Source organism: Streptomyces sp. NRRL S-455 (assembly GCF_000717875.1).
Taxonomy (GTDB): domain Bacteria; phylum Actinomycetota; class Actinomycetes; order Streptomycetales; family Streptomycetaceae; genus Streptomyces.
Genome location: NZ_JOCT01000011.1, coordinates 402,841 through 422,405 on the forward strand (window position 1 = coordinate 402,841; position 19,565 = coordinate 422,405).

Consider the following 19,565-nt stretch of genomic DNA (forward strand, 5'->3'; position numbering starts at 1 on the left):
CCTATGCAGGGACGACGCCGCGCGGACAGAGTTCGGATCACTTGCCCTCGACAGGGCGGCAGTCCGGGTACCGGTCGCACCAGATGGTCTGGGTGACGGTCACCGTGACAGTCGGCCCGGGCTGCCCGTTCGTGGGCCCGCCGCCCACGGGTGACGGGGTCGCGCCGCAGTCGCCGAGCCCGTCGACCTGGAACCACACCTTGCCGTCCACCTTGGCGGTGATGTTCCCGCGCACACAGGCGCCGTCCACCGCGTGGGTGACCTTGCCGGTGACGGTGATGTCCTTGCCGTCCTCGGTCTCCCCCTCGCAGTCGACCTTGGCGACGGTCTTCTCCGTCGCGGAGGGCGAGGACTTGCCGGAACTCCCGGAGTTGCCGGAGTTGCCGTAGGAGGCCGTGCAGGTCAGCCAACGCACGCCTGCCTTCTGCCGGTTGAGCTCCTTGGTGACGGTCTCGTCGGTGGTGTACGCGACGGCCGCGGAGCTGATACTGCCGGGTTCACAGGCGACGGCGCCGCCCACGGCGACGACCGCGAACGTCGCCGCGACAGCGATCCGCCGACCGCGCGTGCCCCGCCGATTCCTCCTCAAAGCCCCCATGGAGGGCAGCCTGCCACTGACGGAGGCCGCGCGGTAGGGCGCAAAGGCGTCAGCCGCGCGGCAGCAGCCGCTCCTGTCGAGTGGTCAGGACCATCGGCCGGTGCGCGCCAGGAGCACGGCCGCGGCGGCCGTCCCGGCGGTCGATGTGCGCAGCACACTGCGCCCGAGGCGGTACGCCTTCGCCCCGGCTCCCTCGAAGAGCGCCAACTCCTCCGGCGCTACACCCCCTTCGGGCCCCACGACCAGCACGATCCCGCCGGACGACGGCAGTTCGGCCGTCGCCAGCGGCTCGTCCCCGCTCTCGTGGAGCACGGCGGCGAAGTCCGCGCCGGCCAGCAGCGCGGCGACCTGCTTGGTCGTCGCCGCGTCCGCGACCTCGGGGAAGCGCACCCGGCGGGACTGCTTGCCGGCCTCCCGCGCCGTCGCCCGCCACTTGCCCAGGGCCTTCAGTCCGCGGTCGCCCTTCCACTGGGTGATGCAGCGCGCCGCCGCCCACGGCACGATGACGTCGACGCCGACCTCGGTCATGGTCTCCACGGCCAGTTCCCCGCGGTCCCCCTTGGGCAGTGCCTGGACGACGGTGACCCGGGGCTCCTCCGGCGGCTCCTCGGTCACCGCGTCGAGCTGGACGACCAGCCGGTCCTTGCCCTCGGTGTCGAGCACGACGCCGTCCGCCCAGCGTCCGGCCCCGTCCGTGAGGACGACGTCCTCCCCGGGCCGCAGCCGCTTCACGGAGACGGCGTGCCGCCCTTCCGGGCCGTCGAGGACGTAGCGGCCGCCGGGGCCCGCGCCGAAGTCCTCGACCACGAAGACCGGAGCCGTCATCGAACACCTCCGCTCGCCAACGCCGTGGTGGCCGCGGCGAGTTCACCCGCCAGCACCTCCACGAGCTGCCCCGCGGGCAGCTCCCGCGCCAGCCGGTGACCCTGCCCCGCCCACAGCGCCATGCCCTGCGCGTCGCCCGCCTTGGCGGCGGCCTTGCGCAGCGGTGCGGTGAGGTGGTGGATCTCGGGGTAGGCGGCGGGCGCGTAGGGGCCGTGCTCGCGCAGGAAGCGGTTGACGAGGCCGCGCGCCGGACGGCCCGAGAAGGCCCGGGTCAACTCCGTACGGACGAAAAGGGGGTTGGTCAGGGCCTGCTTGTGCAGGGCGTGCGCGCCCGACTCGGACGTCGCGAGGAACGCGGTGCCGAGCTGGGCCGCGCTCGCGCCCGCCGCGAGCACGGCGGCGATCTGGCCGCCGCGCATGATGCCGCCTGCGGCGATGACGGGGATGCTCACGGCCTCCCGGATCTGAGCGACCAGCGACAGCAGCCCGATGCCGGACCCGTCCCTCTCCGGGACGTCCTGATGCGTGCCCTGGTGGCCACCCGCCTCGACGCCCTGCGCGATGACCGCGTCCGCGCCCGCCCGCTCGACGGCCCGGGCCTCGTCGGGGGTGGTGGCGGTGACCAGGACGAAGGTGCCGACGCGGTGCAGGGCGTCGACGACCTCCCGGCTCGGCGCGCCGAAGTGGAACGACACCACGGGCACGGGGTTGTCGCGCAGCACCGCGAGCTTGGTCTCGTAACCGTCGTCCCGGCCGCTCTCGGGATCGCCGAGCTCGGCCTCGTACCAGGTGGCCTCGCCGGCCAGCTGGTGGGCGTAGACGTCGATGGCGGCCGGGTCGGCGTACTCCGGCTGCGGCATGAAGAGGTTCACACCGAACGGCCTGCTGGTGAGGGACCGGAGCTGTTTGATCTCCTCGTACATCCCGTCGGCGGTCTTGTACCCGGCGGCGAGGAAACCGAGCCCGCCCGCCTCGCACACGGCGGCGGCGAGCCGCGGCAGGGAGACTCCGCCCGCCATGGGGGCCTGCACGATCGGGTGCGGGAAGAGATCGGTCAGCGCGGAGGACATGACCGCATGTTGTCACGTCCTCCGAACCATCCAGAAACCGGCCTGCCGACAGGCATAGACCAGAAGCACGCCCCGGTTCAGCGCCCGTTGAACGCGTCCTTCAGCCGCGAGAACAGCCCCTGCTGCCCCGGCTGACCGTGCCAGCCCAGGGGCCGACCCCCGGACCCCCGGCAGCAGCCGGGCCGCCGCCGTCAGCGCCCGTTGAACGCGTCCTTCAGCCGCGAGAACAGCCCCTGCTGCCCCGGCTGACCGTGCCAGCCCAGGGGCCCCGGCTGGAACTGGCCCTGAGGACGCTCCTCGCCACGTAGCTTGGACAGCTCGCGGAGGAGGCGCTCCTGCTCGGGGTCGAGCTTGGTCGGGGTCTGGACCTCGACGTGGACGATGAGGTCGCCGCGTCCGCCGCCGCGCAGGTGAGTGACGCCCCGGCCGTGCAGCGGGATCGACTGGCCGGACTGGGTGCCGGGGCGGATGTCGACCTCCTCCATGCCGTCCAGCGTCTCCAGCGGCACCTTCGTGCCGAGAGCCGCCGCCGTCATGGGGATCGTCACCGTGCAGTGCAGGTCGTCGCCGCGCCGCTGGAACGTGGAGTGCGGGAGTTCGTGGATCTCGACGTAGAGGTCACCGGCGGGACCGCCACCGGGCCCGACCTCGCCCTCGCCGGCCAGCTGGATGCGCGTGCCGTTGTCGACACCGGCCGGGATCTTGACCGTGAGCGTACGGCGGGAGCGGACGCGGCCGTCGCCCGCGCACTCGGGACACGGCGTCGGGACCACCGTGCCGAAGCCCTGGCACTGGGGGCAGGGGCGGGACGTCATGACCTGGCCCAGGAAGGACCGGGTCACCTGCGACACCTCACCGCGGCCGCGGCACATGTCACACGTCTGCGCGGAGGTGCCGGGCGCGGCCCCCTCGCCGCTGCACGTGTTGCAGACGACCGCCGTGTCGACCTGGATGTCCTTCGTCGTGCCGAAGGCCGCCTCGTCGAGCTCCACCTCGATGCGGATCATCGCGTCCTGGCCGCGGCGGGTGCGCGAGCGCGGTCCGCGCTGCGACGCCGTACCGAAGAACGCGTCCATGATGTCGGAGAAGTTCCCGAAGCCGCCGGCTCCGAAGCCGCCCGCGCCGCCGCCCTGGGCCTGCGAGAGCGGGTCGCCGCCGAGGTCGTAGACCTGCTTCTTCTGCGGGTCCGACAGCACCTCGTAAGCGGCGTTGATCTCCTTGAACCGCTCCTGGGTCTTCGGATCCGGGTTGACGTCCGGGTGCAGCTCGCGGGCGAGCCGCCGGAAGGCCTTCTTGATCTCTTCCTGCGACGCGTCGCGGCGCACGCCGAGTACGGCGTAGTAGTCCGTGGCCACTACGACTCCGCCAGGATCTGTCCGACGTACCGTGCCACTGCGCGTACCGCTCCCATCGTTCCCGGGTAGTCCATGCGGGTCGGTCCGACCACGCCGAGCTTGGCGACTGCCTCGCCGCCCGAACCGTAGCCGACCGACACGACGGACGTGGAGTTGAGTCCTTCGTGGGCGTTCTCATGACCGATCCGTACGGTCACGCCCGGATCCTTCGCCTCGCCGAGCAGCTTGAGGAGCACGACCTGCTCCTCCAGCGCCTCCAGCACCGGCCGGATCGTGAGGGGAAAGTCATGCCCGAAGCGGGTCAGATTGGCGGTGCCGCCGATCATCAGCCGCTCCTCGTTCTCCTCGACGAGCGTCTCCAGAAGCGTGGAGAGCACCGTGGAAACCGTACCCCGGTCCTCGTGCTCGAACGCCTCGGGGAGATCTTCCACCAGACTTGGCACATCCGCGAAACGGCGGTTCGCCACACGGCTGTTGAGCCGCGCGCGCAGGTCCGCGAGCGAGGCCTCGCCGAAGGGCGCCGGGCAGTCGACCACGCGCTGCTCGACCCGCCCGGTGTCCGTGATCAGTACGAGCATCAGCCGCGCGGGCGCCAGGGAGAGCAACTCCACGTGCCGCACGGTCGACCGGGTCAGCGACGGGTACTGCACGACGGCGACCTGCCGCGTGAGCTGCGCGAGCAGCCGTACCGTGCGCGCCACGACGTCGTCGAGGTCGACGGCGCCCTCGAGGAAGTTCTGGATCGCGCGCCGCTCGGGCGCGGTCATCGGCTTGACGCCGGCCAGCTTGTCCACGAACAGCCGGTAGCCCTTGTCGGTGGGGATGCGCCCGGCGCTGGTGTGCGGCTGGGCGATGTACCCCTCGTCCTCGAGGGCCGCCATGTCGTTGCGGACGGTGGCCGGGGAGACGCCGAGGCTGTGCCGCTCGGTGAGGGCCTTGGAGCCCACCGGCTCCTCGGTGCCGACGTAGTCCTGGACGATGGCGCGCAGCACCTGAAGCCTGCGTTCACTGAGCATCGCGCACACCTCCAGAAGTCGTCCGCCCGTGTCCTGCCTGTCGAGCCTGGCACTCTGCGCGTGCGAGTGCCAGCGTTCCCCGGCCCAGTGTACGGCGGTGGGGTACACCCCCGGCAAGGCTGGTCGCGCGCTGTCGTGCCGGTGACGGGCGTCACCGCTAGCGTCGCCGTATGACGGTGACTTGGGAAGAGCTCGGGTGGGAGCGGCTGGCCGCCGGGGTGGGGCGGTGCCGCCTTCCGGTGTGGGACTGCACGGCGGGGCTGGTCGCCGGTGAGGGCGCGGTCCTCGTGATCGACGCGGGGTCGAGCCCGGCGGAGGGCGCGCGGTTGCGCGAGCAGGCGCGGTCGCTCACCGGTCACCGTGTGACACATCTCGCGCTGACGCATCCCCACTTCGACCATGTCTTCGGGGTGGCGACGTTCGCGGACACGGAGGTGTTCGGCGCGGTGGGTGTGGACGGGGTGCTGACGCGGGCGCGGGACCGGGAGGAGCTGCGCGCGGACGCCGTACGGAACGGCCTGGCGGAGGCCACGGCGGCGGAGGCCGTGGACCGGCTGTTCCCGCCCCGCCATCTGGTCTCCGGCGAGTGGACCCTCGACCTCGGCGGCGGGCATCAGGTGCTGCTCGCGAACGTGGGCCCGGGGCACACCGCGCACGACCTGGCGGTCCTGGTACCGGGCGACCCCGAGGTCGTCTTCTGCGGCGACCTGGTCGAGGAGTCCGGCGATCCGCAGGCGGGTCCCGACGCCGTGCCGTCGCACTGGCCGGCCGCCCTGGACCGGCTGCTCGACCTGGGCGGCGAGGACGCGCTGTACGTGCCCGGTCACGGAGCGGTGGTGGACGCGGCGTTCGTCCGGGCCCAGCGGGACGCGCTGGCGGCGCGTTTCGGCGTGTCGCGGTGATCGCCGTACGCCTTCTCCTATCGTCATCCGAATGCGCCAGTACTCTCCGGACCTGACCCCGCCGTGGAAGAAGCCGAAGCCGGTGCCCGAGGTTCCGGCGGAGCCGGGCCTGGTGGTCGAGGAGCCCGGGACCGGCTTCTGCGGCGCGGTGATCCGCTGCGAGGCCGGCACGGTGACGCTGGAGGACCGCTTCGGCAAGCACCGGGTGTTCCCGCTGGAACCGCGCGGATTCCTGCTGGAGGGGAAGGTCGTGACCCTGGTCCGGCCGTCGGGGGAGGCACCCGCACGTCCCACCCGTACGGCATCGGGGTCGGTGGCCGTCCCGAACGCGCGCGCACGCGTGGCCCGAGCCGGCCGGATCTACGTCGAGGGCCGGCACGACGCCGAGCTGGTCGAGAAGGTGTGGGGCGACGACCTGCGCATCGAGGGCGTGGTCGTGGAGTACCTGGAGGGCGTCGACGACCTGCCGTCGATCGTGGCCGAATTCGCCCCCGGGCCGGACGCGCGGCTCGGGGTGCTGGTCGACCATCTGGTCCCCGGCACGAAGGAGTGGCGCATCGCCGAGTCGGTGACGAGCGAGCACGCCCTGGTGGTGGGCCACCCGTACATCGACATCTGGGAGGCGGTGAAGCCGTCGTCCCTGGGCATCGAGGCGTGGCCCCGGATCCCGCACGGACAGGACTGGAAGACGGGGGTGTGCCGGGCCCTGGGCTGGCCGTCGGACAACACCGGGGCGGTGTGGCAGGCGATCCTGAAGCGGGTGGAGTCCTACAAGGACCTGGAACCGGAGCTGCTGGGACGGGTCGAGGAACTGATCGACTTCGTCACCGCCTAGCTGCGGGCAGTCGTGCCGCTGGGGCGGCACGGGTGGGCGCAGCGGCACCCCTGTCACGACCCAGCTGCGGGCAGTCGTGCCGCTGGGGCGGCACGGGTGGGCGCAGCGGCACCCCGCTACGCCGGGCTGCGCAACTCCCCGGCCCCGGCACCGATGCCGAGCACAGTCAGTCCACCAGATCCCGCACCACCGCGTCCGCCAGCAACCGCCCCCGAAGCGTCAGCACAGCCCGCCCCTCCTCATAGGGCCCGCTCTCCAGCAGTCCCTCCCCCAGCGCCCGCCGGGAAGCCGCAAGCCCCTCCTCCCTCAGCAGCCCCAACGGCACCCCCTCCCGCAGCCGCAACTCCAGCAGAATCCGCTCGACCCGCCGGTCCTCATCACTCAGCACCTCACGCCCGGCCCCGGGCGACCGCCCCGCCGCCAGCGCCGCCGCGTACGCCCCCGGATGCTTGACGTTCCACCACCGCACCCCGCCCACGTGGCTGTGCGCCCCCGGCCCGGCCCCCCACCAGTCGGCCCCCCGCCAGTACAGCTCGTTGTGCAGACACCGCCCGGCCCGGGACGTCGCCCAGTTCGACACCTCGTACCAGTCGAAGCCCGCCGCCGACAGCATCTCCTCGGCGATCAGGTACCGGTCCGCGTGCACGTCGTCGTCCGTCATCGGCACCTCGCCCCGGCGGATACGACGAGCCAGCTGCGTGCCCTCCTCCACGATCAGGGCGTACGCGCTGACGTGGTCGGGCCCGGCCCCGAGCGCCGCCTCCAGCGACGCCCGCCAGTCGTCGTCGCTCTCCCCGGGCGTGCCGTAGATCAGATCCAGGTTGACGTGCTCGAAGCCCGCCGCCCGCGCCTCCGTCACGCAACGCTCGGGACGGCCCGGTGTGTGCGTACGGTCCAGCACCTTCAGCACGTGCTGCCTCGCGCTCTGCATCCCGAACGAGATCCGGTTGAAGCCACCCTCCCGCAGGGCGGCCAGATACGCCGGATCGACCGACTCGGGGTTCGCCTCCGTGGTGACCTCGGCGTCCGCCGCCAGCCCGATCTCGTCGCGGATCGCGCCCAGCATCCGTACGAGATCACCGGCATCCAGCAGCGTCGGCGTACCCCCGCCCACGAACACCGTGCGGACGGGCCGCGGGTCGTCACCCAGCGCCTTCCGGGCCAGGCGGACCTCCTCGACCAGCGTCTCGGCGTAGTTGTCGCGGGAGGCGAGCACCCCGCCGGTCCCGCGCAGCTCGGTCGCCGTGTAGGTGTTGAAGTCGCAGTAGCCGCAGCGGGTCGCGCAGTACGGAACGTGCAGGTAGAACCCGAGCGGACGGTCGGCGGCCCCGGCGAGTGCGGACGCGGGCAGCGCGCCGTCGTCGGGGACGGGCTCGCCGTCGGGGAGTGCGGAAGGCATGTCCTCCATTGTCCAGCACCCGCGCGGTCACTCCGCCTGGAGCACCAGCAGGGCCAGGTCGTCCGCCGGGGGCCGCGCCCCGAACTCGTGCACCAGCCGCTTGATCCGCTCGGCTATCAGCTCCGCGTCCAGCCCCGCGCACCCGGCCAGCGCCGCGGCCAGCCCGTCCTCGTCGTCGAACTGGCGGGAGCCCGAGCGGCGCTCGGTCACGCCGTCGGTGACGCAGAGGAGCGTGTCGCCGGAGCGCAGCTCGAAGGTGTCGCTGGTGTAGGTGGCGTCCTCGACGACGCCCAGGAGGGTCTGGGGCCGCGCGGCCGTGTGGACCTCTCCGCCGGCGCCGAGCAGCAGGGGCAGCGGGTGCCCGGCGGAGGCGACGGTGCAGCGGATGCCGCCGTCGAAGGGGACCAGTTCGCCGTACAGCAGGGACAGGAAGCGTGTCTGGGGTCCGTCGCCGGGCGGGGTCGGTCGCGCACCGGCCGCCACCAGCGCCCTGGCCGCGGCGTCGGCGGCCTCCGTGGCGTCGTCGAGCAGGAGCTGGTTGAGGCGGTCGAGGACGTCGGCGACCCGGTAGCCCTCGCGGGCCAGCAGCCGCAGCCAGGGCCGGGCCAGGCCGATCACGACGGCGGCCTCGGGGCCCTTGCCCTGGACGTCGCCGACGGCGAAGCACCAGCGGCCGTCGCCGGCCGGGAACAGGTCGTAGAAGTCGCCGCTGGGACCGCCCTTGTCGCACGGCTCGTAGACGAGGGCGCTGCGCACCCCGGGGATCTCGGCCACCGCGCCGGGCAGCAGTCCGCGCTGGAGGACGGCGCTGATGGTGGCCTGGCGGGCGTACTGGCGGGCGGCGCCGATGGCGAGGGCGACGCGGCGGCTGAGGTCCTCGACGAGGCCGGTGATCTCGTCGGGGAAGCCGGCCGTCCCGGAGCGTCCGATGACGAGGGTGCCCAGGGGGCGTCCCCCGGCGACGAGCCGGTAGGCCAGGGCCGAGCCCTGCTCGCCTGGCGTGTCACCGAGCGCCTCGCCGGGCCACGGGTAGCCGACGGGCTCGGACCTCCCCTGCTCCCGGCCCCGCTCGAGCGGGGACATCCCCAGGGGGTCGGACAGGTGCGGTGGGTCCTTCTCCAGGGCGCTGCGCAGTTCCTCGATGCGGGACTCGCTGCCGTGCCAGACCCGGGCCAGCCGTGCCCCTCCTGCTCCGGCGCCGCTGCTCCAGCCGCCGGTGGCCTCGTCCTCCAGCCACACCGCGCACCAGTCGGCCAGCCGGGGCACGATCAGCTGCCCGGCCAGGGCGGCGACCAGGTCCTCGTCGAGTTGTCCGGCGAGCAGGTCGGAGGCCTCGGCGAGGAAGGACAGGGCGCCGCGGCCCAGCCAGGCACCGTCACGGCCGTCCCGTCCGCCGTGCCGCTCCCGCCAGTCCCGGTCGTACCAGTCGTGTACGTCCCGGCTGACGCGTACGGCCTCCTCCGCCTCCCCGCCCTCACCGGGCAACGGCTCCGGCGCCAGGATCTCCGCCACCCGCAGCCCGTGCGCCAGCGCCTGCTCACCGGCGTACGCCTCGATCTGCTCGCCCGCCTCGCACCCCGCGGCGGGCAACCGCGCCCACACCGTCTTCCGGCCCGTGCGGTACGTGATGCCCCAGGCCTCGGAGAGCGCGCCGACGAGCCGCAGCCCGCGCCCGTACTCCGGGATGTCGTGCGGCGTCTCCGTCTCGCCGCCGCGCGGCGCACGGGAGGGGTGGTGGTCGGAGACCTCGACGACGAGCGCGGTCGTGTCCCGGTCGTCGCCTTCCAGCCGGCACTCGAACTCGACGTCGGTCCCGGCGTGCACGACGGCGTTGGTGACGAGCTCGCTGACGACGAGCAGCGCGTCGTCGGCGAGGCGGTCGGTGAGGTGCTCGGCGCCGGGCAGGCCGAGTGCGGACCACTCGGCGAGTGCCGTCCGCACCAGGGCACGGGCGGAGCCCGGCGCGAGGGAGCTGCCGGACAGGGCGGTGTGCGCCCGCGCGGGCGCCTCGTAAGCGTGTGCAGGCGCCCCTGAGGCACGGGAAGCGGTCTCCCGTTGCGTCGGAATGGCCCCCATGGACAGCTCCCCGGGCAGTTCGTACGAATACGCCACAGTCGTTGCCGACAGAGTGACAGACTGGCCCCGCCCATAAGCGCCGAGTTACCGAAGTGGGCCGCCATGAGTGAGAACAGCGCTCCCCCTGTGGTCGAAGACCGGCACGAAGACGGTCAGATTCGTGCATCCGATCTGCGTCCGCTGCTCGCCGCGATGACAGCCGCACGCGACGGCGAGTTCACCAAGCTGCCGGAAACCGGCCACGGAATGGTGGCCGAGCTCGCCGCGGTCTACAACCAGATCATGGACCGCAGCCTCCACTTCACCACCGAGGTGCGGCGCGTGAGAAGGGAGCTGATACGGCACGGCCGGCTCGACGAGCGACTCTCGGCCAGTCCCGGGCAGGGGCTGTGGACGTCCCGCGTGAACGACGTGAACCAGTTGCTCGACGCCCTGGTCGCCCCGGCGGCGAACGCCACGCGGGTGCTCGACGCGGTGGCCGGCGGCGATCTGACCCAGCGGGTCGATCTGCACGACGGCACGCGGCAGTTACGCGGCGACATGCGTCACCTGGGCCGGGCCGTGAACACGATGGTGGACCAGCTCTCCCTGTTCACGGGCGAGGTGACGCGGGTGGCGCGCGAGGTCGGCACCGAGGGCCGGCTGGGAGGCCGGGCCAAGGTGCGGGGCCTTTCGGGCAGTTGGCGGGACGTGACCGAGGCGGTCAACACGATGGCGTCCCGGCTGACGGCGCAGGTGCGGGACATCGCGGCGGTGACGACGGCGGTGGCGCGCGGTGATCTGACCCGCACGGTCACGGTGGAGGCGACCGGCGAGCTGCTGGAACTGAAGCTGACCGTGAACACGATGGTGGATCAGCTGTCCGCCTTCGCCGACGAGGTCACGCGGGTGGCCCGTGAGGTCGGCACCGAGGGGCAGCTGGGCGGCCGGGCCCAGGTCCGCGGCGTCTCCGGCGTCTGGAAGGACCTCACCGACAACGTCAACTTCATGGCGTCGAACCTGACCTCGCAGGTCCGCAACATCGCCCAGGTGACGACGGCCGTGGCCAACGGCGACCTGTCCCAGAAGATCACGGTGGACGCGCAGGGCGAGATCCTGGAGCTCAAGTCCACCATCAACACGATGGTCGACCAGCTGTCCGCCTTCGCCGACGAAGTCACCCGCGTCGCCCGCGAGGTCGGCACCGAGGGCAACCTCGGCGGCCGGGCCCAGGTCCGGGGCGTCTCCGGCGTCTGGAAGGACCTCACCGACAACGTCAACTTCATGGCCGACAACCTCACCTCCCAGGTGCGGAACATCGCCCTCGTGTCCACGGCCGTCGCCCAGGGCGACCTCGGCAAGAAGATCACGGTGGAGGCCAAGGGCGAGATCCTGGAGCTGAAGACGACCATCAACACGATGGTCGACCAGCTGTCCGCCTTCGCCGACGAAGTCACCCGCGTCGCCCGCGAGGTCGGCACCGAGGGCAACCTCGGCGGGCAGGCGCAGGTGCGCGGCGTCTCCGGCGTCTGGAAGGACCTCACCGACAACGTCAACTTCATGGCGCTGAACCTGACTTCGCAGGTCCGCAACATCGCCCAGGTCACCACCGCGGTGGCCAACGGTGACCTGTCGAAGAAGATCACGGTCGACGCCCGCGGCGAGATCCTCGAACTGAAGGACACCGTCAACACGATGGTGGAGCAGTTGCGCGCCTTCGCCGACGAGGTGACCAGGGTCGCCCGGGAGGTCGGCACCGACGGCCGGCTCGGCGGGCGGGCCCAGGTGCTGGGCGTCTCCGGTGTCTGGCGGGACCTGACGGACAACGTCAACTCCATGGCCGACAACCTCACCTCCCAGGTGCGCAACATCGCCCAGGTCGCGACGGCCGTGGCGCAGGGCGACCTGTCCCGGAAGATCGACGTGGACGCGCGGGGCGAGATCCTGGAGCTGAAGACGACCATCAACACGATGGTCGACACGCTGTCCTCCTTCTCCTCGGAGGTCACGCGCGTGGCCCGCGAGGTCGGCTCCGAGGGGCAGCTCGGCGGGCAGGCCAGAGTGGAGGGCGTCTACGGCACCTGGAAGCGCCTGACGACGAACGTCAACGAGCTCGCGCTGAACCTCACCACCCAGGTCCGGGCGATCGCCGAGGTCGCCTCCGCCGTGGCCCAGGGCGACATGTCCCGCTCGATCACCGTGGAGGCGCGCGGCGAGGTCGCCGAGCTGAAGGACAACATCAACCTGATGGTGGCCAACCTGCGCGAGACGACCCGCGCGAAGGACTGGCTTGAGTCCAATCTGGCGCGGCTGGCCGCCCTGATGCAGGGCCACCGCGACCTGATGGAGGTCGCCGACCTGATCCTGCGCGAGCTGACCCCGCTGGTGAACGCCCAGTACGGCGCGTTCTACCTGGCCGACCCGGAGGAGGCCGGAGCGACGGTTCCCACCAAGGGGCTGGCCTTCATCGCCGGCTACGGCGCCGCCCAGGACGCGACCGTCGAGACCGGCGGCCTCCCCGTGCACGGCCTGGTCGCGCAGGCGGCCCGGGAGAAGAAGCGGATCCTGGTGGAGGGCGCCCCACCCGACTACATCAAGATCAACAGCGGGCTGGGGGAAGCCGCTCCCACCACGATCGTCATCATCCCGATCCTCTTCGAGGACAAGCTCCTCGGCGTCATCGAGCTGGCCTCGTTCTCCCGCTTCTCCGACGTGCACCTGGCGTTCTTCGACCAGTTCGTGAACACCATCGGTGTCGCCATCAACACGATCATCGCCAACTCACGCACGGAGTCCCTGCTCGGCGAGTCCCAGCGCCTCGCCAAGCAGTTGCAGGAGCGCTCGGACGAACTCCAGAAGCAGCAGGGCGAACTCCAGCGCTCCAACGCCGAACTGGAGGAGAAGGCCTCCCTGCTGGCGACGTCCTCCCAGTACAAGTCGGAGTTCCTGGCGAACATGTCGCACGAGCTGCGCACCCCGCTGAACTCCCTGCTGATCCTGGCCCGGCTGCTCTCCGACAACCCGGACGGCCATCTCTCCGACCAGGAGGTGCAGTTCGCGACGACGATCCACCGCTCGGGCTCGGACCTCCTCCAGCTGATCAACGACATCCTGGACCTGTCGAAGATCGAGGCCGGCCGGATGGACGTACGCCCCAGGCGGCTCCCCCTCATCAAGCTGCTCGACTACGTCCACGCCACCTTCCGCCCCCTCACCATCGACCGTGGGCTCGCCTTCGAGGTGGCGGTCGGCGAGGACGTACCGCGCGAGATGTACTCGGACGAGCAGCGCCTGCAGCAGATCCTCCGCAACCTCCTCTCCAACGCGATCAAGTTCACCGCGACGGGCAAGGTCGAGCTGCGCGTGGACCGGGTGCAGGTCGCGGACCACCGATGGGGGTCCCACCACGCGAGCGAGGTGGAGAGTCGGGATGTCCGGGACACCGACGATGTCATCGCGTTCGCCGTGTCCGACACGGGCATCGGTATCGCGCCGGAGAAACTCCCGGTGATCTTCGAGGCGTTCGCGCAGGCGGACGGCACCACCAACCGCAAGTACGGCGGCACCGGTCTCGGCCTGTCGATCAGCCGGGAGATCGCGGGCCTGCTCGGCGGCCGGATCGTCGCCGAGAGCGAACCCGGCAAGGGCTCCAGGTTCACCCTCTACGTCCCGGTCGTCAGCCCCGGTCACACGGTGCCGCAACCACGCTCCGAGGAACGCCCCGAGCTCCCGCTGCCCCTCCAGCCGGCCGCCACCGGACCGTTCCCGGCCGCGGGTGACGCGGACGACACCTGGCCCTCGCCGACCAGGCTGGAGGCATGGACGTCCGGCAGGCCGGGCCAGGTCCTGCCAGGGCGGCAGGTACTGATCGTGGACGACGACATCCGCAACGTCTTCGCCCTCACCCACGTCCTGGGCCGGGTCGGCATGACCGTGCTGTACGCCGAGAACGGCCGGGAGGGTATCGAGACGCTGGAGCGCAGCGCCGAGATCGAACTGGTCCTGATGGACATCATGATGCCGGAGATGGACGGCTACGAGACCATCTCCGCCATCCGCCGCGCCCCGCGCTGGGCGGACCTGCCCATCGTCGCACTGACGGCCAAGGCGATGCCCGGCGACCGCGAGAAGTCGATCGCGCGGGGCGCCAACGCCTATGTCCCCAAGCCGGTGGACGTCGACCGGCTGCTGACCGTCGTGTGCTCCCTCCTGGACCCGGAGGGCGCCGCAGCGGGCGGGGACCCGCGGCCCGACGGGCGGGCCGGTGCCGACCACCGGAGGGCCGACGGAGACGACTCCGGCCGCGACTGAGGCACCTTCATATGAGCGCTGAGTCAACGAGCGGCGAGCGCGCGGGAATCCTCCTGTTCGCCGTCGTGCTGAAGGAGATACGCCGCGTGCGGTGAGGAGTCACACGGCACCGGGGCCGACCGGGCCGGTTCCCTCGTCCGGTGCGGCGACACCGTCGCCGAAGGTGTTGTGGGAGGCGTTCGGACCGGCGACACGGTTACTGTTCCCGCGCACGTGGACGTCACCGCCACCGGTTTCGGGCACCGGAGGCTGTCCGGCCGTGCCCGGAGACGGTGGTACGGGCCGCGCGGGTGGCAGCCGGTCACCGAAGTCGTTGTGGTGCGCCCCGGTCCCGGCGACACGGTTGCGGTCCCCCAGGACGGTCGTGGCACCGGCGTCTCTCCCAGCGATGCCGCGGTGGACGGCGAACCCGGACGCCGTCGCCACGACGGTGGCGAAACCGATGCACACCGCCCAGCGGTTCGCGCCCTCCTGGGGATGCCCGGCCCAGGCGCACACCGCCCAGGCGAGGCCGACGGCCGCTAGGAAGGCCACCGCGGTGACACCGATATCGAGCCAGGTGCCCCATCGCCGCGTTGCCATGCAGTCTCCTCACCTTGCCGAGCACACCTTCGAGCACCAGCATGCTCGAATCCAGCCGAGATGTAGAGAGATAACGTTGAAAACGACAAATTACGACCGTTGTTGTCATCTGTCTCTGTACTTCCGACAAACAGCCCTATGCTTCCGGAAACCGCTCGGCCGAAGGGCGACGCCATGCGCGTGGACGGTGACGACAACACCGTGGCGGGACCCGGGGCGCACCACAACGCGCTGGGCCCGAACGCGTCCGTCACGCACAACGAGTACAACTTCTATCCACCGGCACCGCCTGCCGACCGCCGCCGCTACCGGCGGCTCCTGCTGATCGTCACCGCCGAGCTCATCCTGATGGCCCCCCTCATCGCCCTGTCGCTTCGGCAGGGTTCCGGCCGTACGGTCGTGTCAATCGTGCTGGCCGTGGTACTCCTCGGATCGACGGCGATAGCCGTCTGGCTCAGGAACGCTGATGCGGGCGAGGGTCCGGCCATGGTCCACACGGGCAAGGAAGCAACTGCACGCCGTCACCTGCTGGATGTCACCGAGCGGCTGTGGGTACGCGACGCCCTGCGGGATTCGCTGCGTTCGGCGGTGCGGCTGGAAGTCGGTCTCGGCGAACAACTGGGCGCCGTCAAGGACCCCTTCGGTTCGCCGACACTGCTGGACCTGGCCGACGGCGACCACCTGCCGGGCGGGACCCGGCTGAGCGACGTGATGCGAGAGCAGTCGGACAACCGGCTGCTGGTGCTCGGCGACCCCGGAGCGGGGAAGACCACACACCTGCTCGAGCTGGCGGCGGACCAGGTGGGCGCCGCCCGCCGGGACGAAGGCGCTCCCGTTCCCCTCGTCCTGCTGCTGTCGACCTGGGTCGACGGGCCCGACGGGCTGGCCGGCTGGATCGCCGCGGAAGCCCGCCAGCGCTACACGATCGACACCGACCAGACGATGGCCTGGCTGGCCTCGGGATCGCTCATGCTGCTGCTGGACGGCCTCGACGAGGTCGACGAGACGCTGCGGGAGCGCTGCCTGACGTCCATCGAGGAGTTCTGCACGGACCCGCGTCACCGGGCGTGCGGCCTCGTCCTGACCAGCCGGACGCAGGAGTTCAGGGAACTCCGGCGCAAGCTGTCGGTCTCCGGAGCCGTACGTGTGCTGCCCCTGAGCGAGGAACAGATAGCCCACACCCTCGCGGAGGGCGGGCCCCAACTGGCGGCGCTGCGCCGGGCGGTGCAGGAGGAGCCGGCGCTGGCCGACCTGCTGACGACACCGCTCATGCTCGGCGTGGCTGTCCTGGCGTTCGCCCGGCTGGAGCCGGGAACCCCCTTGCCGAGCGGGGACTACCGGCATGCGCTCTTCGGGCTCTACGTCCATCAGATGCTCCACCGGGTACGGGCACTGCGGGCCTCCGCCGACCAGGCCGGCCATGCCGCGACCCTGGGCCCCGCCGACATCTATTTCCACCTCGTGTGGCTGGCGCGGCTGATGTCACGCCAGGGGCAGACGATCTTCTACCCCGATCTGCTGACCCCGGCCTGGCTGCCCGACCGTGATCCGCCCTGGCCCCTGACACCACGGCGCGGGCCTCGTGCCCGGATAGCCCGGTGGCTCGGCTGGGACCACACCAGCACTGGCCTGGTCGGTGGCCGGCTGGCCGCGCTGGCAGGCGCGCTGGCCGGGGCGCCGCTCGGCGCACTGGTCCACGGTGTCACCGGGGCACTGCTGGCCGCGCTCGGCGGAGCCCTGGTGCTGGGCAGCGTGGTCGCCCTGACGTTCGGAGTTCTGTTCCAGTCGCCCCTCGCCGAGCGCCTGTCCACACCGGTGGTCGGCCACGACACGTACAACATCTACGCCGCGACCAGCTGGACCTGGTCCCCGGCGTCGGCTCTTCGTGGACTGGTCACCTGGGTGATTGTCGGCGCCGCCTTCGGGGGCGTCCTGATCACGGTCGGCGCCACGACCGCCGAGTGCCTCGCCGTGGCGGCCGGCCTGGGGTGCGGCGGTGTCCTCGCAGGAGGAAACGTGCCCGACCACGAGAACCCGCCGGCCGTCCGGGGAGGCGCGCTGGAGGCGTCCTTACGCCGGCTCGCCGTTCTTCTCCTCGTCCTCATCGCCCTCGTCCTGGCCGGGGCGATCGGCACGGCCGCGCTGGGCGGACCGTGGGACGCCCTGCTCGCCGCGCTGCCCGCCACCATGGCGTTCATGATGACCGCCGGGCCGGGGCGTGCCTGGCTGCGGCACCGCGCCGCCTCCTACGGTGCCAGGGTCTCCGGGCTGCTGCCGACCGATCTGGACCTGCTGCTGCGTTCCGGTGAGGACAGGGTGCTGCTGCGGAGGGTGGGCGGCGGGTACATGTTCCTGCATCGCGACCTCCAGCAGTACCTGGAAGGCTGCCGGCCGGAACTCCCGGTGGCGTCGTTGCTGTCGGCGCCGTAGGCCGTGGCGGGAGTCGCCCGCGAGCCGGGACGCCGGTGCGGGCGGACCGCGCTCGGGGATCCGCCCGCACCTCTGGGCTCACGCTTCGCGCGATCCCGCGTACATCTCGTCGATCAGGTGCTTGTACTCCCGCTCCACCACCGGCCGCTTCAGCTTCAGGCTGGGCGTGATCTCCCCGTGCTCGACGTCGAGGTCGCGCGGCAGGAGCCGGAACTTCTTGATGGTCTGCCAGCGCTGGAGACCCGCGTTGAGCTGCTGGACGTAGCCGTCGACCATCTCGACCGTGGCGGGCGCGGCCACGATCTCCGCGTACGGCTTGCCCTCCAGTCCGTTGTCCTTCGCCCAGTCCGTGATCGCGACCTCGTCGAGGGCGATGAGGGCGGTGCAGAAGTTCCGGTCGGCGCCGTGCACCAGGATGTTGGACACGTAGGGGCACACCGCCTTGAACTGCCCCTCGACCTCAGCGGGCGCGATGTACTTGCCGCCGGAGGTCTTGATGAGGTCCTTCTTGCGGTCGGTGATCCGCAGGTAGCCGTCGGGTGAGAGCTCCCCGATGTCCCCGGTGTGGAACCAGCCGTCCGGCTCCAGCACCTCCGCGGTCTTCTCGGGCAGCTTGTGGTAGCCCTCCATGATCCCCGGGCCCCGCAGCAGGATCTCTCCGTCATCGGCGATCCGCACCTCGGTGCCGGGCAGCGGCTTGCCGACCGTGCCGGTGCGGTAGGCCTCGCCGGGGTTCACGAACGAGGCCGCGGAGGACTCCGTGAGGCCGTAGCCCTCCAGGATGTGGATGCCCGCGCCGGAGAAGAAGTAGCCGATCTCGGGTGCGAGGGCGGCGCTTCCGGACACGCAGGCGCGCAGGTTTCCGCCGAAGGCCTCGCGGATCTTGGCGAACACCAGCGCGTCGGCGACCTTGTGCTTGGCGCCGAGCGAGAAGGGAACGGAGGCGGTGCCGGTGCGCCGGAAGTTGTCCTGCGCGACCTTGGCGTACTCGCGGGCGACCTCGGCCGCCCACTGGAAGATCTTGTACTTGGCTCCGCCACCCGCACGGGCCTTCGCGGCCACGCCGTTGTAGACCTTCTCGAAGATGCGCGGCACGGCCGCCATGTACGTCGGCTGCACCACCGGCAGATTCTCGATGATCTTGTCGACGCGGCCGTCCACGGCGGTGACGTGCCCGACCTCGATCTGGCCGGACGTGAGCACCTTGCCGAAGACGTGCGCCAGGGGCAGCCACAGGTACTGCACGTCCTCGCCGCTGACCAGCCCCGTCGCCGCGATGGCCTTCGCCATGTACGCCCAGTTGTCGTGCGGGAGACGCACGCCCTTGGGGCGGCCGGTGGTGCCGGACGTGTAGATGAGGGTGGCGAGCTGGTCCTTGGTGATCGCGCCGACCCGCTCCTTGATCAGGTCCGGGTCCTTCTCCAGCCGGGCCGCGCCACGCTTCTCCAGCTCGTCGAGGGTGAGGATCCAGTCGGCGGTCTCGACCCCGGCCCCGTCGACGACCACCACGTGGGTGAGGTCGGGCAGCTCGGCGCGCTTCTCCCTGGCCTTGGCCAGCTGCTCGGCGTTCTCCGCGATGAGCACCCGGCTCTCGGAGTCCGACAGGATGTACGCGGACTCGTCGGCGTTGGTCTGCGGATAGACCGTGGTCGTGGCCGCGCCGGCGCACATGATGCCGAGGTCGGCGAGGATCCACTCGATCCGGGTACTGGAGGCGAGGGCGACCCGCTGCTCGGGCTGTACGCCCAGCTCGATCAGGCCCGCCGCGATGGCGTAGACCCGTTCGGCGGACTGCGCCCAGCTCAGCGACTTCCATTCGTCCGGCCCCTGTCCGGAGGCCGCGGGCACCGGATAGCGGTACGCCTCGGCGTCCGGCGTGGCCGCCACCCGCTCCAGGAAGAGGCCCGCCACGGACGGCGGACGGTTCTCGATCAGTGTCTGTGTGTCGCTCACGACATCCTCCGGGCCCGCGACAGCGCGGCTGGCTCAGGTGCGGCTGGTTTTTACTCACGAGCCACTGGTCGCAACCCGTTGTTTAACTCGTGAGTAACTATCGAGCAGGGATCAGAGTAAAGGCCGACCGGCCCGTGTGTAAGGGTCCGCGGCCTGTCATTTCGTACAGAGAGCTACCCCACGTACGCACAGGGGCCCACCGCACTTTGGCGCAGTGAGCCCCTGATGTACCCG

General features: G+C 71.5%; 13 protein-coding genes. 4 read left to right on the forward strand and 9 right to left on the reverse strand.

Features of this window, described 5'->3' with window-relative positions:
• Nucleotides 1-37 precede the first annotated feature (37 nt).
• The 5 genes from IE97_RS0116675 to hrcA all read right to left on the reverse strand — a co-directional run bounded on the left by IE97_RS0116675 (nucleotide 38) and on the right by hrcA (nucleotide 4,864).
• The gene (locus IE97_RS0116675; RefSeq protein WP_030239763.1) at nucleotides 38-598 is read right to left on the reverse strand and encodes a hypothetical protein; all 561 of its coding nucleotides are present in this window, start codon (nucleotides 596-598) and stop codon (nucleotides 38-40) included.
• Between the two features lie 84 nt (nucleotides 599-682).
• Nucleotides 683-1,423, reverse strand: coding sequence for a 16S rRNA (uracil(1498)-N(3))-methyltransferase (locus tag IE97_RS0116680; protein ID WP_030239765.1), 741 nt, complete (start codon nucleotides 1,421-1,423; stop codon nucleotides 683-685).
• Complete coding sequence (locus IE97_RS0116685) at nucleotides 1,420-2,493, reverse strand: nitronate monooxygenase (RefSeq protein WP_030239766.1); 1,074 nt, start codon at nucleotides 2,491-2,493, stop codon at nucleotides 1,420-1,422. Before IE97_RS0116685 ends, IE97_RS0116680 begins: the two co-directional genes overlap by 4 nt.
• 191 nt (nucleotides 2,494-2,684) lie before the next feature.
• A complete protein-coding gene (gene dnaJ, locus IE97_RS0116690; RefSeq protein WP_030239768.1) occupies nucleotides 2,685-3,848 on the reverse strand; it encodes a molecular chaperone DnaJ in 1,164 nt (387 codons plus the stop codon).
• On the reverse strand, nucleotides 3,848-4,864 hold the full coding sequence (hrcA, locus tag IE97_RS0116695; RefSeq protein ID WP_030239773.1) for a heat-inducible transcriptional repressor HrcA: 1,017 nt from the start codon (nucleotides 4,862-4,864) through the stop codon (nucleotides 3,848-3,850). The genes dnaJ and hrcA overlap by 1 nt, the downstream gene beginning before the upstream one ends.
• A 170-nt stretch (nucleotides 4,865-5,034) precedes the next feature.
• Here hrcA and IE97_RS0116700 point away from each other — a divergent pair, with 170 nt between their 5' ends.
• Entirely contained in the window at nucleotides 5,035-5,766 is a 732-nt protein-coding gene (locus IE97_RS0116700; RefSeq protein WP_030239777.1) for an MBL fold metallo-hydrolase, read from the forward strand.
• A 31-nt stretch (nucleotides 5,767-5,797) separates the two neighbouring features.
• On the forward strand, nucleotides 5,798-6,601 hold the full coding sequence (locus tag IE97_RS0116705) for a DUF3097 domain-containing protein (RefSeq protein WP_030239780.1): 804 nt from the start codon (nucleotides 5,798-5,800) through the stop codon (nucleotides 6,599-6,601).
• 166 nt (nucleotides 6,602-6,767) lie between these two features.
• On the opposite strand, the gene hemW is transcribed toward IE97_RS0116705, so the two are convergent.
• Both hemW and IE97_RS0116715 read right to left on the reverse strand, forming a co-directional pair.
• Nucleotides 6,768-8,000: a radical SAM family heme chaperone HemW gene (gene hemW / locus IE97_RS0116710; RefSeq protein WP_030239784.1), complete on the reverse strand. Its 1,233-nt coding sequence runs from the start codon at nucleotides 7,998-8,000 to the stop codon at nucleotides 6,768-6,770.
• 27 nt (nucleotides 8,001-8,027) lie between these two features.
• Nucleotides 8,028-10,076, reverse strand: a complete 2,049-nt coding sequence (locus IE97_RS0116715; protein ID WP_030239788.1) for an ATP-binding SpoIIE family protein phosphatase — start codon at nucleotides 10,074-10,076, stop codon at nucleotides 8,028-8,030.
• A gap of 102 nt (nucleotides 10,077-10,178) precedes the next feature.
• On the opposite strand from IE97_RS0116715, the gene IE97_RS0116720 reads away from it, so the two are divergent.
• A complete protein-coding gene (locus IE97_RS0116720) occupies nucleotides 10,179-14,366 on the forward strand; it encodes a HAMP domain-containing protein (RefSeq protein ID WP_234331826.1) in 4,188 nt (1,395 codons plus the stop codon).
• A gap of 99 nt (nucleotides 14,367-14,465) precedes the next feature.
• Here IE97_RS0116720 and IE97_RS0116730 read toward each other — a convergent pair whose 3' ends face one another.
• Entirely contained in the window at nucleotides 14,466-14,948 is a 483-nt protein-coding gene (locus IE97_RS0116730; RefSeq protein ID WP_030239797.1) for a hypothetical protein, read from the reverse strand.
• A 174-nt stretch (nucleotides 14,949-15,122) separates the two neighbouring features.
• Here IE97_RS0116730 and IE97_RS0116735 point away from each other — a divergent pair, with 174 nt between their 5' ends.
• Entirely contained in the window at nucleotides 15,123-17,378 is a 2,256-nt protein-coding gene (locus IE97_RS0116735) for an NACHT domain-containing protein (protein WP_030239800.1), read from the forward strand.
• Between the two features lie 78 nt (nucleotides 17,379-17,456).
• Here IE97_RS0116735 and IE97_RS0116740 read toward each other — a convergent pair whose 3' ends face one another.
• Nucleotides 17,457-19,331, reverse strand: a complete 1,875-nt coding sequence (locus IE97_RS0116740; RefSeq protein WP_030239804.1) for an AMP-dependent synthetase/ligase — start codon at nucleotides 19,329-19,331, stop codon at nucleotides 17,457-17,459.
• Nucleotides 19,332-19,565 lie beyond the last annotated feature (234 nt).